The 14,398-nt window shown below is 71.1% G+C and carries 15 protein-coding genes; 6 read left to right on the forward strand and 9 right to left on the reverse strand.

What is annotated here, in order from left to right; translation table 11 throughout:
• Positions 1–94: 94 nt before the first annotated feature.
• The 4 genes from ACSEEN_RS13165 to ACSEEN_RS13180 form a co-directional block, all read right to left on the reverse strand.
• Entirely contained in the window at positions 95–898 is an 804-nt protein-coding gene (locus tag ACSEEN_RS13165) for a CPBP family intramembrane glutamic endopeptidase (RefSeq protein WP_440713414.1), read from the reverse strand.
• Positions 899–932: 34 nt separating this feature from the next.
• Positions 933–2,147 carry a hypothetical protein gene (locus ACSEEN_RS13170; RefSeq protein WP_440713415.1) on the reverse strand — a complete coding sequence of 405 codons (1,215 nt, stop codon included), beginning with the start codon at positions 2,145–2,147 and terminating at the stop codon, positions 933–935.
• Positions 2,148–2,215: 68 nt separating this feature from the next.
• Positions 2,216–2,896: a class I SAM-dependent methyltransferase gene (locus tag ACSEEN_RS13175; protein WP_440713416.1), complete on the reverse strand. Its 681-nt coding sequence runs from the start codon at positions 2,894–2,896 to the stop codon at positions 2,216–2,218.
• Positions 2,893–3,636, reverse strand: coding sequence for a DUF2470 domain-containing protein (locus ACSEEN_RS13180; RefSeq protein ID WP_298444692.1), 744 nt, complete (start codon positions 3,634–3,636; stop codon positions 2,893–2,895). Before ACSEEN_RS13180 ends, ACSEEN_RS13175 begins: the two co-directional genes overlap by 4 nt.
• Positions 3,637–3,753: 117 nt before the next feature.
• On the opposite strand from ACSEEN_RS13180, the gene pheA reads away from it, so the two are divergent.
• Positions 3,754–4,686: a prephenate dehydratase gene (gene pheA / locus ACSEEN_RS13185; protein WP_440713417.1), complete on the forward strand. Its 933-nt coding sequence runs from the start codon at positions 3,754–3,756 to the stop codon at positions 4,684–4,686.
• Position 4,687: 1 nt separating this feature from the next.
• A complete protein-coding gene (locus ACSEEN_RS13190; protein ID WP_247865703.1) occupies positions 4,688–5,332 on the forward strand; it encodes a histidine phosphatase family protein in 645 nt (214 codons plus the stop codon).
• 39 nt (positions 5,333–5,371) lie between these two features.
• On the opposite strand, the gene ACSEEN_RS13195 is transcribed toward ACSEEN_RS13190, so the two are convergent.
• Positions 5,372–6,058, reverse strand: a complete 687-nt coding sequence (locus ACSEEN_RS13195; RefSeq protein ID WP_440713418.1) for a TetR/AcrR family transcriptional regulator — start codon at positions 6,056–6,058, stop codon at positions 5,372–5,374.
• A 61-nt stretch (positions 6,059–6,119) separates the two neighbouring features.
• Here ACSEEN_RS13195 and ACSEEN_RS13200 point away from each other — a divergent pair, with 61 nt between their 5' ends.
• Together ACSEEN_RS13200 and ACSEEN_RS13205 are read left to right on the forward strand one after the other, a co-directional pair.
• Positions 6,120–6,875 carry an SDR family oxidoreductase gene (locus ACSEEN_RS13200; RefSeq protein ID WP_247865701.1) on the forward strand — a complete coding sequence of 252 codons (756 nt, stop codon included), beginning with the start codon at positions 6,120–6,122 and terminating at the stop codon, positions 6,873–6,875.
• A 32-nt stretch (positions 6,876–6,907) separates the two neighbouring features.
• On the forward strand, positions 6,908–7,234 hold the full coding sequence (locus ACSEEN_RS13205) for a nuclear transport factor 2 family protein (RefSeq protein WP_247865700.1): 327 nt from the start codon (positions 6,908–6,910) through the stop codon (positions 7,232–7,234).
• 111 nt (positions 7,235–7,345) lie between these two features.
• Here the strand turns inward: ACSEEN_RS13205 and ACSEEN_RS13210 are convergent, their stop codons facing one another.
• Complete coding sequence (locus tag ACSEEN_RS13210; RefSeq protein WP_247865699.1) at positions 7,346–7,696, reverse strand: metallopeptidase family protein; 351 nt, start codon at positions 7,694–7,696, stop codon at positions 7,346–7,348.
• 2 nt (positions 7,697–7,698) lie between these two features.
• Positions 7,699–8,808, reverse strand: a complete 1,110-nt coding sequence (locus ACSEEN_RS13215) for a septum formation family protein (RefSeq protein WP_247865698.1) — start codon at positions 8,806–8,808, stop codon at positions 7,699–7,701.
• 57 nt (positions 8,809–8,865) lie between these two features.
• Here ACSEEN_RS13215 and serS point away from each other — a divergent pair, with 57 nt between their 5' ends.
• Positions 8,866–10,122: a serine--tRNA ligase gene (serS, locus tag ACSEEN_RS13220; protein WP_247865697.1), complete on the forward strand. Its 1,257-nt coding sequence runs from the start codon at positions 8,866–8,868 to the stop codon at positions 10,120–10,122.
• A gap of 353 nt (positions 10,123–10,475) precedes the next feature.
• Here the strand turns inward: serS and ACSEEN_RS13225 are convergent, their stop codons facing one another.
• Entirely contained in the window at positions 10,476–11,666 is a 1,191-nt protein-coding gene (locus tag ACSEEN_RS13225) for an RtcB family protein (RefSeq protein WP_247865696.1), read from the reverse strand.
• A 132-nt stretch (positions 11,667–11,798) separates the two neighbouring features.
• Between ACSEEN_RS13225 and ACSEEN_RS13230 the strand changes: the two genes are divergently transcribed.
• Positions 11,799–13,367: an LCP family protein gene (locus ACSEEN_RS13230; protein ID WP_247865695.1), complete on the forward strand. Its 1,569-nt coding sequence runs from the start codon at positions 11,799–11,801 to the stop codon at positions 13,365–13,367.
• A gap of 60 nt (positions 13,368–13,427) precedes the next feature.
• Here the strand turns inward: ACSEEN_RS13230 and ACSEEN_RS13235 are convergent, their stop codons facing one another.
• Positions 13,428–14,390 (reverse strand): DUF5926 family protein, encoded by a 963-nt coding sequence (locus ACSEEN_RS13235; RefSeq protein WP_247865694.1) that lies wholly within the window; start codon positions 14,388–14,390, stop codon positions 13,428–13,430.
• Between the last annotated feature and the right edge of the window lie 8 nt (positions 14,391–14,398).

The raw sequence follows: 14,398 nt of genomic DNA on the forward strand, positions 1-14,398 counted from the left end.
GTTCCCGGGCCCGGTTCGCCGGAGTCGGCATCCGTCCAGGTCGGTACCCGGTCGGATCACCGGCCGCGGAATCTACGTCACGGTACGGTCGTGCTCAGCCGGTGAGCCAGCCGAGGTGCGGGGCGAGCAGGGCGTAGCCGACGAAGGCGACCACGTCGATCACCGCGTGGGCGATCACCAGCGGCCACACCCGCGCGGTGGCCTGATACCAGCGGCCGAAGACCAGGCCCATCACCACGTTGCCCAGACCCGCGCCGAAGCCCTGGTACAGGTGATAGCCGCCGCGCAGGATCGCGCTGCACGCCAGCGATCCGTTCGGGCCGAGGCCGAGCTGGCGCAGCCGCACCAGGAAATAGGCGACCACGATCACCTCCTCGGCCCACGCGTTCCCGATCGCGACCAGCACCAGCGTGAGGTACTGCCACCAGGGTCCGTCCGTCGAACTCGCAACCAGCTGCGCGTTGATCCCGAGCGCCCGGGCCACGGCGACCAGTCCCAGTCCGGGCAGCCCGATCAGCGCGGCCAGGGCCAGGCCGGGCGGCACGTCGCGCCGGGCCGGCCGGGTCAGTCCCACCTTGCCGAGCGCGATCCCGCCGCGCCACAGCAGGTAGACGCCGAGCGCGCCGATCGCCAGCAGCCGCCCGGCGCGCATCAGCTGCTCCAGGAAGTCGATCACGCCGACGGTCGACGCGCTCGGATTCAGCGCGACGGTGGTACCGCCGATCCCGCCGCGCAGCTGAGTGTCGAGCAGGTCGAGGAGAGCGGACAGCGCGGAGAAGCCGAAGGTGAGCGTCCCGACGATCACCAGCTCGATGATCAGCGCCCGGCGTGCACGCGGATCGGTCTCGACCGGCACCGCCGGTTCGGGGGCCGCACGCACCCGCTCCCAGAAGCTCACTCGTGTCAGCGTAGAGGCGGGCGCCGCCGGCCGGTCAGCGCCCGTCCCGGTACTGCTCGCGGATCCGCACGCTCTGCGGACTGAAATACTCCCGCGTCCTCCGGTTCCACAACAGATACGAGAAGAAGATCGGCACCACGAGGACGAGCGCCAGGAAGACCACGACGAGGACCACGCTCGGTCCCACGCCACCGCCACCGCCCGTACCGTCGGCCGCCGTGAACAAGACGAGACCGGACAGCACGAGGAGCACGACCAAGAGCACCAGCGCGATACCCACCGTGACCAGGTTGATGATCGTGATCACCGTGAAGTAGATGTACGCCCCGCGCGAGCCACGCAGCAGCAGGAGACCCGCCCACAGCTGAAGTCCGGTGGTCACCAGGGCGATGATGTCGAGCACCATCACGACCGTGCCCCAGCCGGCCAGCCACGAGTCGTAGTAGGCGTAGTCGTACCAGTACGACGCACCGGTGATCGTCAGCACGAGAAGTGCGACGCTCGTCAGGACCCCGACGACGGCGCCGATGATGCACCACCAGGCGAGGAAGGTCGTCTGCCACGGACGTTTCAGCGCCGTCTCGATCGCCCGCCCCTGCCCCCACGGATCGGCTAGCGAATACGGCATCGCGACCGGAATCGGCGGCGGAGCGACGGGAACCGGCGGCGCGGCGACCGGGTCCGGGAGTGCGGGCACAGCGAGCGCCGCTGCCGGGGTCGCCACCCGGGTCGGCGGGCGTTCCACGGCCGGACGTGCGGCGGGCACCGGAGGCCGTCGCACCGGACGCGGCGGAAGCGGTGCGACCGAACGTGCCGGAGGCGGCGTAACCGGACGAGCCGACGGTGGAGTGGGCCGGGCCGACGACCGGGGTTCCGCCGAGGCGGTCTGCGGCGGCCGGGCGCCCAGGGGCGGGATCGGCCGCTGTGGCGCGGGCGGCGGGGTAAGCCGGTTCTGCGACGGCGGCGGAGTGGGCCGATTGTTCACCGACGGCTCGCGGGGAGGCGTCGGAATCGCCGGGCCGGGGCCGCGGTTCTCCCGCGGATCCGGGCGGTCTGCGCCGCGCGGATCCGGCGGCTCGGCCTCGTCGCCCGCGGCGGTGGGCGTCGATACCGCCATGACACGCGTCGCCCCGTCGGCCTCCGGTGCGGTACGCGCGGGAATGCGGATCAGGCGCACATCGTTGACACCGTGGTCGTGCGGCAGGTCGGGGTCCGACGACGGCGCCGATCTTCGTTCGTCGGACGGCATGAGGTGATCCTAAGACGTGGCCGCCGAACCGCGCGTCACCCATTCGGCCGAATCGGGCGGCGAGCCGGTCAGGACCGGCGCAGCTCGTTCGCCACGAAACTGACGCCCCGGAAGAACGGCCGCGGCGCCGCGAAGCCGGCCGCCGCACCGAGCGTCCGCAACTCCGGTTCCGCCAGCGGATGGAAGTCGGTCTGCAACCGCTCCCGCATCGCGGCCAGCCCCTCCGGCGCCACCCCGCGGGCGGCGGCGTATTCGGCGATCACGTCGAGGTCGTCCTCGTCATGCTCCATCAGGTCGCAGAGCAGCAGCGACGCACCCGGACGCAGCCGCCCGGCGATGGCGGCGAGATAGTCACGCTTGGCGTCGTGCCCGGCGACGAAGTGCATCACGAGCAGGCTCACCGCCGCATCGAACGGTTCGCCGGACGGCAGGTCGTCGACGTAGCCCTCGTGGAAGCGCACCCCGCTCAGGCCCGCCGTCGCGGCGCGGCGCCGGGCCACGGCGAGCATGTCGGGTGACGGGTCGACGCCGATCAGCTCCCAGCCGGGGTTGGCCTGCGCGAGCGCCAGCGTCTCGGTGCCGGTGCCCGCGCCGACCACCAGCACCCGGGCGCGTTCGGGCAGGCGCGCGGCGAGGACCGCCGCACTGATCTCGTGGAGTTCCACATAGCCGGGGACGAGATTGACGATCCGGGCGTCGTAGCCGAGGGCGTTGCTCGCCGCGAACCGGTTGCCGAGAGTGCTGGTCACGCCTCGACCACCAGCTCGTGGAGGGCGGCGGAGAGGTCGCCCACTTCGGCGCACGGCCGCACGAACGGCAAGCGCACGTCGGCGTCGTCGGTGGGGGTCTCGATGCGGAAGGTGATACCGAACCGGTCCAGGCCGAGCGGCCGGACACGACCGCGCTGCAAGTGCTTCGGGAAGCGGCTCGCCAGGCGGTACACCAGATCCTGGTGGTCGGCGTCGAGGTGCGAGAGCCACTGGCCCTCGTACTCCCAGAACGGATCCGGCTGCGCGCCGGAGAGGGCCGCGGCATCCACCGACGACGCCCCCGCCGCGGTGGCGATCACCGCGTTGTCGAGATGCAGCCGGAGCAGGCAGTGCCCGTGTCCGACGTCGAGCAGCCGGGAATCGGGATGGTCGCCGGCGATCTCGATCGCCAGTTCGCGCTCGAGTTCGGTGGGCACCGAGTGCACCCGGCCGGACAGCCAGATCAGCGATCGCACGCGCTCGCGGAGGCTGATCGGCGCGCAGTCGGCGAGTTCGAGCATGGCCGGCACCCCGTCGAGGGCGGGTCCGGCGAGCGCGCGGGCCGGGGCATCGTCGGGCACCACCATGAAGGCCTCGGACTCGAAGAGATGCACCATCGCGACGGCCGCGGGCGCGCAGCCGTCGACCGACAGCGTGCCCTCGTGGGCGCGCCGGCACGCGGTCTGGATCCGCTCGGCGTCGCACGGAACCGCCATCGCGGCGGCGTCGGTTCCCTGCATTGGTCGACCTCCCCGGTCTGATTTAGGTGAGCCTTACTTATGGTCACCTAACTTAGACGCGCGCCTGGCGGGCCGTCAACAACCATCCGCCGATCAGGGACCGACTACCCTGGGCTCGTGCCCACCTTCGCTTACTTCGGCCCCGCCGGAACCTTCACCGAGATGGCGCTGAAATGCCTGCTCGACCGAGGCGCGGTCGCGGTCGACGGCGCCGCCCAGACGGTCGCCGCGGGCTCCCCCACCGCCGCCGTCGCGATGGTGCGAGACGGCGCCGCGGACTACGCCTGCGTGCCGATCGACAGTTCCCTGGAGGGCTCGGTCCCCGCGACGATGGATGCGCTGGTCCCGAAGGGCGACGAGCACCGGGTCCAGGCGTACGCCGAGGTCGCCCTCGACATCGCCTTCACGATCGCCGCCCGCGGGGACATCCCGGCCGGCGACGTCCGGACCATCGCCGCCTATCCGGTCGCCTCGGCACAGGTGCGCGAGAGCGTCGCCGCGGCGTTCCCGAATGCGGAGTTCGTCCTCGCCTCATCGAATTCCGGTGCGGCCCTCGACGTGGCCGAGGGCCGGGCGGATGCGGCCGTCACCACGCCGATCGCGGCGGACCTGCACGACCTGACCCCGCTCGCCGAGCACGTCGCCGATGCCGACGACGCGGTGACGCGTTTCCTTCTCCTCGGACGTCCCGGCACCCCGCCGGCGCGCACCGGCGCGGACCGCACCTCGGTGATTCTCGATCTGCCGAACGCACCCGGCAGCCTGGTCGCGGCGATGACCGAGTTCTCTTCTCGCGGAGTCGATCTCACGCGCATCGAGTCCCGCCCGCGCGGAGCCGGCGCGGCCGGCCAGTACCGCTTCTACCTCGATGCGGCCGGGCACATCGACGACGCCGCGGTGGGCGAGGCACTCCGCGCGCTGCACCGGAGCGTCGAGCGCGTGGTGTTCCTCGGCTCCTGGCCCGCGGACCGCAACGGCGGCGCCACGCCGCCGCCCGACCACTCGGAGAGCGTCACCTGGTTCGCGGCGCTGCGCGAAGGCGGCGACTGACATGGCGCGGCTTCATCTGGTCCGCCACGGCGAGACCACCTCCAACGTCTTGCAGCGGCTCGACACCGCGCTGCCCGGTGCGAACCTCACCGATTTCGGCGCCCGCCAGGGGATCCGGTTCGGATTGACCAATCCGCTGACCGCCCCCGCCGTGCTGCTCAGCTCACAGGCGCGCCGGGCACGACAGACCGCCGAGCTCATCGCCTCCGCGTGGGGGATCGACACCGCCGCGATCGACGACGTCCACGAGGTCCAGGCCGGCGACCTCGAAGACCGCAGCGATCGCGAGGCGCACGAGACCTTCCGCCAGGTGGTCCACGCCTGGCACCGCGGCGACCTCGACACCCGGCTGCCCGGCGGCGAATCCCTGGAGATGCTGCACCGGCGGTACCTGCCGGTGATCGACCGTCTCGCCGCGGAGAACCTGCGCGGGGACGCCGCACGCGACGTCTACCTGGTCTCGCACGGTGCCGCCATCCGCCTGATCGCCGCGCATCTGGCCGGCGTCGACGCCGAGTTCGCCCTGCGCAATCACCTCCGCAACACCGACTCGGTGGACCTGGAACTCACCGACGACGGCTGGCGACTGCTGCGCTGGGGCAACCGCACCGACTTCGTGTCCGACGACGTCGAACCCCTCGGCTGAGACGCGCCCGCACCGGGGTCCGGGAGATCCGCCCGGGCCTCACCTGCCGGCCGACGCGTCCAGCATCCCGAGCCATTCGATGAGCAGACGCGTCTCGGTCCCGCCCAGAACCTCGGGGTTCGCCGCCGCGATCTCGATCGCGGCGGCGAGCGGACTGTCGGTCCGCACGCCCGCGCCGGTGATCGCGGCGAGTGTGGCCTCCCGCACGGCGTCCGAGAGCGCCGGATCGGGGGTCGCCTGGATGATCTGGCGCAGGGTGACGCCGATGTTGGTCGCCAGCACGTGCGCCGCCGCCTGCTCGGCGGGCACCGCCAGCCTGCCCTGTCGTGCCGCCCGCTCAGTGAGCGCTCCGAGGATCGCGGTCGCCCTCCCCTGCGCGGCGGGCGAGTAGCCGGGGCGGACCTTCCCGTACATCAGCGTGTAGAAACCCGGGTTGGCCAGCCCGAAAGCCACGTGCGCATCCCAACCCGCACGGATGTCCTGAATCGGATCGCCCGACGACTCCATGGCGGATTTCTCCCCGAGATACAGGTCGAAGCCCCGCTCGATCACGGCCTCGATGAGCCCCTGCTTGGACCCGAAGAAGTGATACAGGGTGGGCATCTTGACGCCCACGGCGTCGCAGACCGCACGCAGCGAGAAGTCCTCGCCGGGCGCCGAGGCGATCAGGTCGGCGGCGGCGACGATCATCCGCTCCCGTGTATCACTGTTCGCAGTCTCTGTCATGTTGCTATGCTAGCGTCTGTATCACCGATATGGTGATACATACCAACGATATGGAGCAGACATGGCCGAGTACACACTCGCGGGAAAGAACGTCCTCATCGCCGGCGGCGCCAAGAATCTGGGCGGCCTGATCGCCCGGCAGTCGGCCGCGGCGGGGGCGAACGTCGCCATCCACTTCAACTCCGAGGCGAGCCGCGCGGATGCGGAGGAGACCTTGGCCGCCGTCCAGGGCGCCGGGGTCAAGGGCGTGCTGATCCAGGCGGATCTCACCGTTCCCGACAACGTCACGCGGCTGTTCGAGGAGGCCGAAGCCGGAATCGGGACGATCGACGTCGCGGTCAACACCGTCGGCAAGGTACTGCGCAAGCCCATCGTGGAGACCACCGAGGACGAGTACGACTCGATGTTCGACGTGAACGCCAAGTCCGCGTACTTCTTCCTCAAGGAAGCCGGCACCCGCCTCGCCGACCACGGCAAGGTCATCACGATCGTCACGTCGCTGCTGGCCGCCTTCACCGACGGCTACTCGACCTACGCCGGCGGCAAGTCGCCGGTGGAGCACTTCACCCGGGCCGCCGCCAAGGAATTCGCCGACCGCGGCATCTCGGTGACGGCCGTGGCGCCCGGCCCGATGGACACGCCGTTCTTCTACGGTCAGGAGACGCCCGAGCGCGTCGCCTTCCACAAGTCGCAGGCCATGGGCGGCCAGCTGACCCGGATCGAGGACATCGCACCGATCGTCGCGTTCCTCGCCACCGACGGATGGTGGATCACCGGTCAGACCATCTTCGCCAACGGCGGCTACACCACCCGCTGAACCCGATCACCCGCATACGACAGGAGAGTCCCATGACACCACCCATCCCCGAACCCGTCGCCGCCTTCCTCGCCCGGGTCAACGCGCACGACGAGGACGGCTTCCTCGACGCCTTCACCGACGACGGCGTGGTCGACGACTGGGGCCGGATCTTCACCGGCCGGGCGGCGATCAAACAGTGGAGCGACAAGGAGTTCATCGGCTCGAACGGCACCCTCACCGTCGAGGAGGCCGACGCGGACGGCGGCCGGGTCACCGTCGTCGGCGACTGGCGCTCGACGCACGCGAACGGCCGCTCGAAGTTCGTCTTCGACGTCGACGGAGACAAGCTCACCAGGATGACCATCCGCGAAGGCTGAGCCACGGGGCCCGTCGATCGGGTCCGCGACGGCCGACGACGCCGACGAGGCACCCGGCACCATCCGAGTCACCCGCCACCGTCTCGGATGTCGGCGGGTGCCTCGTCCGCCTCAGCCCCAGCCGTGGTCTTCCAGCCAGTGGTCGTCGATGCCGAAGTGGTGGCCGATCTCGTGGAGGACGGTGATGGCGACCTGCTGGCGGACCTCGTCGGGGGTGCGGCAGACGGACAGGATGATGTCGCGGTAGATCTCGATGGTGTCGGGCAGGAACCCGGCGTACTGGGTGGTGCGCTGGGTCAGCGCGACGCCGGTGTAGAGCCCGAGCAGATTCCGGTTCTCCGGGTTGAACGGCTCGATCATGATCACCACGTTGTCCATGGCGCGCATCAGCTCCTCGGGGAGCAGATCGAGCGCTTCACCGACGAGGATCTCGAAGTTCTCGTCGGACATCGCGACGGCCATCGTCACCCTCCCGAGGGGGCCGGGACTTCCTGGCCGTTCGGCGAATACCCGGGCGGCAACGGCACCGGGGTCGGCAGCGCGCGTCCGGGCGGACCCTGGGCCGGCGGCACCGGAAGCTTGCCGTTGACCAGGACCTGCTGGCGGGCGTCACCGACCAGTTTGGCGAAGCCGCCACGATCGGGCACGGCGACGTAGCAGACCACGCGACGGCTGCCGGTCATCCAGCTCACCTCGGAGATCACCGACCACTGGACGTTGAGGGTGGTGTTATCGAACTTCTTGGCGCCGCCGAAGAATCGGTTGGTCTGGTTGGGACAGATCGTCTTGAGATAGTCGTTCTGCGCGGCGACGCCCGGCCACGGCTTGCCGGAGTCACGGGAGCCGAAGCGCTGCGACAGGTCGACCACGCCGGTGGTCTGGAAGGCGTGCGGTTCCGCGCAGTCGACCGGCTCGCCGGTCGGCTTGCGGGTGGCGTCGTCGAATCCGATGCAGGTGCCGTCGGGCCAGGCGAACGACTGGTCGGTGTCGGCGGCGCGACCGGCGAAAAGCTCCTGAGCGCCATTCGGGCCGGGCTGCTCGATACCGCAGCGCAGCACGCGCGCGCCGCGCTCCCACTGCGCCTTCGGCGGGTACATCAGGCCCACCGCGAGCCGGCCCTGCGGATCCAGGCCACCGCCGAGGTAGCGGTCGACGATCACGCCGCACTGTTCGTCGCGGATGGCGGCGAACCGCTCGGGTCCGGGCCACGGCGCCGTCGGGCCGAATTCCGATCCGGGGAACTGGGCGGTATCGACGGTGCCGGCCACCTCGAACCGGTGCTGGTCGGCGCAATCGACCTTCGCCGGGGTGCCGGCCGCGCCGTCGCCCCAGGTGAGGCAGTCGCCGGCCTGCGAACGGGTGAAATCGGTCTCGGTGTACGAGCTGCCCTCGCCGATCACGGTGTCGCCGAGCTTCGCGCTGTCGGAGAAACCACCGCGGGCGAAGAGCACCCCGCCGGCCGCCACCGCGCCGACCAGCACCGCGACCAGCGCGACGACCAGGCGGGTCGCCGAGATGCGGCGCGCGGGAGCGGCGTCACCGGCGTCGCGGTTGTCTTCTTCGGGAGAACTCATCGTCGTCCATCATGCCTGGTGCTGGTGGAGGGTGCGTCGCGAGTAGGCTAGTGAGTCGTGATTGACCTGAAGATTGCGCGGGAGAACCCCGATCTGGTCCGCGACTCGCAGCGTGCCCGTGGTGAGGATCCCGGCCTCGTCGACCAGCTGCTGGAGGCCGATGCGGCGCGTCGTGCCGCGATCGCCGAGGCCGACGCCCTCCGCAACGAGCAGAAGGGCTTCGGCAAGCTCGTCGGCAAGGCGTCCGGCGACGAGAAGGCCGCGCTGCTGGCCCGCGGCAAGGAGCTCGCCGAGCAGGTCAAGGCGGCCGTCGCCCGTCAGAACGACGCCGAGCAGACGTTCACCGCCGCGCACCGCGCCATCTCGAATGTCATCTCGGAGCAGACCCCGCCGGGTGGCGAGGACGACTACGTGGTCCTCGAGCACGTCGGCTCACCGCGGGAGATCGCCGACCCGAAGGACCATCTCGAACTCGGCGAGAAGCTCGGCCTGATCGACATGGGCCGCGGCGCCAAGGTCTCCGGCTCGCGGTTCTACTTCCTCACCGGCCCCGGCGCCATGCTGCAGCTCGGCCTGCTGAACATGGCCGCCGCGAAGGCCACCGCCGCCGGTTTCACCATGATGATCCCGCCGGTGCTGGTGAAGCCCGAGGTGATGGGCGGCACCGGGTTCCTCGGTGCGCACGCCGACGAGGTCTATCACCTCGACAAGGAGGACCTGTACCTGGTCGGGACCTCGGAGGTGCCGCTGGCCGGGTACCACGCCGACGAGATCCTGGATCTGTCCGACGGTCCCAAGCGGTACGCCGGCTGGTCGACGTGCTTCCGCAGCGAGGCCGGGTCGTACGGGAAGGACACCCGCGGCATCATCCGGGTCCACCAGTTCGACAAGGTGGAGGGCTTCGTCTACTGCAAGCCGGAGGACGCCGAGGCCGAGCACCGGAAGCTTCTCGACTTCGAGAAGTCGATGCTCGCCGCCATCGACGTGCCGTACCGGGTGATCGACGTCGCCGCAGGCGACCTGGGCAGCTCGGCGTCACGCAAGTTCGACTGCGAGGCCTGGATCCCGACACAGAACACCTACCGCGAACTCACCTCGACGTCGAACTGCACCACGTTCCAGGCACGACGGCTCGCCACCCGCTACCGCGACGAGAACGGGAAGCCGCAGACCGCCGCGACCCTGAACGGAACGCTCGCGACCACCCGGTGGATCGTCGCGATCCTGGAGAACCACCAGCAGCCCGACGGCTCGGTGGTCCTGCCCGACGAGCTGGCCACCTTCACCGGTTTCCAGGTCCTCGAGCCGCGCTGACCTCGAGTGGATCGAGTCGTGGGCGGGCCGACGACACCGATCCGCGGGGACGTTTCGACACGGTTCGTCGCGAAGTTCATCTAGAGCCCCGTCGAAAGGCTCCTCACCGGCGGGGCGGGCTACGAGGGGTCCCCGACGGGCGGTAGCGGGGTCTTCGTCGCGCTACGAGAGGTCCCCAACAGACCGCAGCGGGGCCCCCGTCGCACTACGAGAGGTCCCCAACAGGCCGCGACGGACCCTCGCCGCGCTACGAGACGTCCCCAACGGGCCGCGACGGAACCCTCGTCGCGGCCCGTTGAGGGGGTCCCACGGAGTAGCCGGGGTCCGGCGAGCGCGGTTTCGATGATGATCGATCAGCCCTTGACGCAGAGGATGGTCCGGAGGCGGGTCACCACCTCGACCAGGTTCGACTGCGCCTCGATCACCGAGTCCAGGTCCTTGTAGGCGCCCGGGATCTCGTCGACCACGCCGGCGTCCTTGCGGCACTCGATCCCGTCGGTCTGCGCGCGCAGGTCGTCGACGGTGAAGGTCCGCTTGGCGGCGGTGCGGCTCATCCGCCGGCCGGCCCCGTGCGACGCCGAGTAGAGCGACGCCGGATTGCCGAGCCCGCGGACCACGTAGCTGCCGGTGCCCATCGACCCGGGGATCAGCGCGAGGTCGCCGGAGCCCGCGCGGATCGCACCCTTGCGGGTCACCACGTACTCGGCGCCGTCGACCGTCTCGCTGCCCACGTAGTTGTGGTGGACGTTGATCTCGTCGGTGAAGGCCGCCTGCGGGAACTGCTCGGCGACGACACCGCGGAACAGCGCCATCATGACCGCGCGGGAGTGGGCCGCGTAGTCCTGCGCCCACCGCAGGTCGTAGAGGTAGGCGTCCATCTCCGCCGAACCCGACAGGAAGTAGGCCAGGTCGCGATCGGGCAGGTCCTGATTGTGCGCCAGGCCCTTCGCGGTCGCGATGTGCCGCTCGGCGAGCTCCTTGCCGATGTTGCGCGAACCCGAGTGCAGAGTCAGCCACACCGCGTCGCCGTCGTCCAGGCACACCTCGATGAAGTGATTGCCGCCGCCGAGGGTGCCGACCGCCTTGGGCGCCCGGTCCATCGCACGAGACACGTTGGCGTGCAGCCCCTTCGCCGCCTCCCAGAGGTGATTGGACTGCCGCTCGACGGCGCCACCGAACCGGCGGGTGCGCACCTGCTGCTTGTGCACCTTGAAGCCGACCGGAATGGCCGCCTCGATCGCCGAGCGCAGCGCGCCGAGGCCATCGGGCAGGTCGGACGCGGTGAGCGAGGTCTTGACCCCGGCGACGCCGCAGCCGATGTCGACGCCGACCGCGGCGGGCGAGACGGCGTCTTCCATCGCGATCACGGAGCCGACCGTGGCACCCTTGCCGAGGTGGACGTCGGGCATGACGGCCACCTGTCGCACGGGGTCGAGCCGGGCGATGTTGCGCAGCTGATTCAGCGCGGCCTGCTCGATCTGGTGCTCGTGGGCCCAGAGGCGGACATTGGACTGACCGGTGAGTGTCACCGGGAACGCGGACATGATTTCTTGCCTTTCCGATTGATTGCCCGCGACACGCTACGGCACCGCGCGTGCGGCGCGCCACGCATTTTCCCTGCGCATTCCCCCGCCGGATTCAGCCTCTTCTGATCACCCGCCGGTACTCTTGCGACGATGAACGCTCAGCCTCCGCAGCCGCCGCGCATGCCTGGCGACGGCGGCCGCCGCGAGGGAGCCCCGAACAATCCGCCCGGCAGGCCGCCGCGACGACCGGTGCCCCCGCCCGCGCAGGGCCGGCCCGCACCGGCACAGCCCGCGCCCGGCCGTCCCCTGCCGCCGCCCCCGCGGCACCCCGCCGGTCAGCAGCAGCCGCCGCCCGCCCGCGGCCAGCACGAACGGCCCCGGCACGTCGAACCGCCGACCGCCTACGCCCCGGGCCCGGTGGCACCCCCGCCTCCGCAGGCCTGGTCCGCCGATCCGCCGCCCCGACCGGGCCCGCCCCGTCCGGATCCGCGCTGGGCGCGCACGCTCCCCGGCGCCCCCGACGACCAGCGCGAACCCCTCCCCGCGGTGGCCCCCGACGGCTACGCGCCGCGGCAGGAACCCGAACCCGTTCCGGGCGGCCCGCGACCGGCCGGACGACGCCCCGCCGACGCCCGCGGACCGTCACCCGCCGAGCGGTCGGCCGGTTCCCGCAGCCGTCGTCCCCGCGACGGCGGCGACGGGCGCCCGCCCGCCGGGCCGGATCAGGGCTCGGCGAAGAAGCCGAAGAAGGTCCGGCATCGCCGCCGCAAGCGCCGGATCCTGCCCTGGTTCCTGGTGATTCTGCTGGTGCTGGTGATCACCCCGGTCGGCCTGATGTTCTACTACGACAGCAAGCTGCACCGCACCGACGCGCTCGCGTCGTACAGCGGCCGGCCGTCGAACACGCCCGGCACTACCTGGCTGATCGTTGGCACCGACTCGCGCGCGGATCTGAGCCAGGCGCAGAAGGACAAGCTCGCCACCGGTGACAGCGACGGCGCCCGCACCGACACGATCATGCTGGCGCACCTGCCGCCGCGCGGGAAGCCGATGCTGATCAGCATCCCGCGCGACCTCTACGTGCCGATCCCCGGCATGGGCAGCCACAAGATCAACGCGGCATTCAACGAGGGCGGGCCGAAACTGCTGGTGCAGACCGTCGAGAACCTCACCGGCCTGCGCATCGATCACTACGCGGAGATCGGCTTCGGTGGTTTCGACCGGCTGGTCGACGCCGTCGGCGGGGTGACGATGTGCCTGGACCAGCCGTTGCACGACCCCAAGGCCGGCCTTCATCTGAAGGCCGGCTGCCAGAAGCTCAACGGCGCGCAAGCGCTGGGGCTGGTGCGCACCCGCGCGTTCCCGAACGCCGACCTGGAACGCGTGGTGAACCAGCGCAAGTTCCTCACCGCGCTGATGCACAAGGGGTCGAGCCCGGGTGTGCTGCTGAACCCGTTCCGGCTGTTCCCGTTCCTCAACGGCGCGGTGGACTCGCTGACCGTCGCCGAGGGTGACCACCTCTGGAACCTGGCGTGGCTCGCCTACAAGCTGCGCGGCGACACCATCACCACGACGGTGCCCACCGGCGGCCCGGAGTACACCGACGACGGCGACTCACTGGCCGTCGGCCAGTCGACGCACGACTTCTTCGACTACCTGCGCAGGGGCCAGTCGATCCCGGCGGACCTGCTCTCGGACACCGGCGGCGCGGTGTCGTGAACGGCGGTCGCCGTTCGACCTCGCGATCGGCGCGGACTCCACCCGACCGGCGCGCGGGCGTCAGCGCAGGGTGACCTGCCGGCCCAGGATCCCGGCGCGCGAGCTGCGCTCGGCGGCGGTGAGGTCGGAGTCGTCGGCCAGGGCCTCGGCGAACGCCTTGTCCAGCGCGTCGAGCGCGCCGTACCACTCCTCGTGGTGCCGCTCGTTGTCCAGGTCGAACACCGGGACCACCAGACCGTGCGTGCGGAACGACCCGGCGAACCGCGAGCCCTCGCCCATCGTCAGCCGGCCGGCCGCGTGCAGTTTGGCCATCGCCTTCATCAGCGCGTCCTCGTCCTCGGGACGCACCCAGCGCAGATGCGCGCGGTCGCCGGCGTCCACCCACCACGGGGCGCCGACACCACTCGGCGGCGTCAGCCGCGCGGTCGGCATGATGGTCTCGTTGGCGCGCTCGAGCATCGCCCGCACCTGCGGGGTCACGTCGGCGTCGTCGCCGAACCACCAGTCGAAGTCCGGGTAGACGATCACGTCGAGGGCGGCGGACGGATCCACGACACCGGCCAGGCCGCCCGGCGAATCCGCGCCGCGGAACTCACTGCCGGACGCGGCCTTGGCCGCCCAGCCGAGCACGGTGGCGAGGGAATCGGCCAGGTCGGCGGGCTCCGGATCGGTCTGCAGGGCAGCCAGGCCCTGCGTCACGATGCCGGTCAGGCCGCGCTCGGCGGCGAACTTCCCCCACTTCGACGCGTCCCGGGTCCGCACCAGACCGGGCACCGCGCCGGGGAGGATGGTCACGAAGTCCACCTCGTTGGGGGCGTCGAACCCGTCGACGAACCGCACCTGTGCCGTCGCCGACGCGATGAACGCGCGCATGGCCACCAGATCGCACTCCGCGGTCGGCAGCGCCGCGAAGGGCCGCACCGGCCCGGCGAGCGCCGCCGCCTGCCGTGCCTTGCGCGCCGCGACGCGCTCGGCGCGGTTGCTGCTTCCCGACGGTGCTCTCCGCTTGCTCTTCTTAGCCATGCTGCCTA

The organism is Gordonia marina, from assembly GCF_052036135.1.
Classification (GTDB): Bacteria; Actinomycetota; Actinomycetes; order Mycobacteriales; family Mycobacteriaceae; genus Gordonia.